Source organism: Micrococcus sp. KRD096 (assembly GCF_017168495.1).
GTDB classification, from domain to species: domain Bacteria; phylum Actinomycetota; class Actinomycetes; order Actinomycetales; family Micrococcaceae; genus Micrococcus; species Micrococcus luteus.
This window is the reverse complement of the sequence record NZ_JABFAY010000061.1, coordinates 1-476: the sequence shown is the minus strand read 5'-3', so window position 1 is coordinate 476 and position 476 is coordinate 1. Positions and strand designations below refer to the sequence as shown.

Annotated in this window: 1 protein-coding gene; it reads right to left on the bottom strand. The window is 67.4% G+C overall.

Annotation, left to right across the window (positions count from 1 at the left end):
- The coding region (locus J1M41_RS11585) for an NAD-binding protein (protein ID WP_342214110.1) at positions 1-429 on the bottom strand (429 nt) is incomplete at its 3' end.
- Positions 430-476 lie beyond the last annotated feature (47 nt).

The window sequence follows — 476 nt, the reverse complement described above, 5'->3', positions numbered from 1 at the left end:
GGTACGGGAGAAGTAGTCGAGGTCGGAGACCGCGGCACCGTGGATGACCAGCTGGCCGCCACGCTGCGCGAACGTCTCCATCCAGCCGGCCATCTTCACCCGCTGGTCGACCGACTGCGCGTACCCGTCGAGCCTGCCCACCCAGTCGATCGCCCGCTGGGTCGGACCGGGGTCGTGCGAGCCCGGGGCCGCGACCGAGACACCGAGTCCTTCGATCTTCGGGGCCTGGGACTCCCAGAAGTTCAGCTGGAGATCGCGCTCGTGCTGGAGTGCCGTGTCGAACATGCACTGCGTCGACATGACGCGGCCGGTACGGATCTCGTCCGCCGTCCGGTTCGACATCAGGGTGACCTCGTACCCGTGCGACTGGAGGCCGAGGGCGAGCTGGAGTCCGGACTGGCCGGCTCCGACGACGAGTATCTTCCGCATGCGCGTCCTAACTCTGCGTACGTCTTATTCGGGGCTCACGTCGAGCG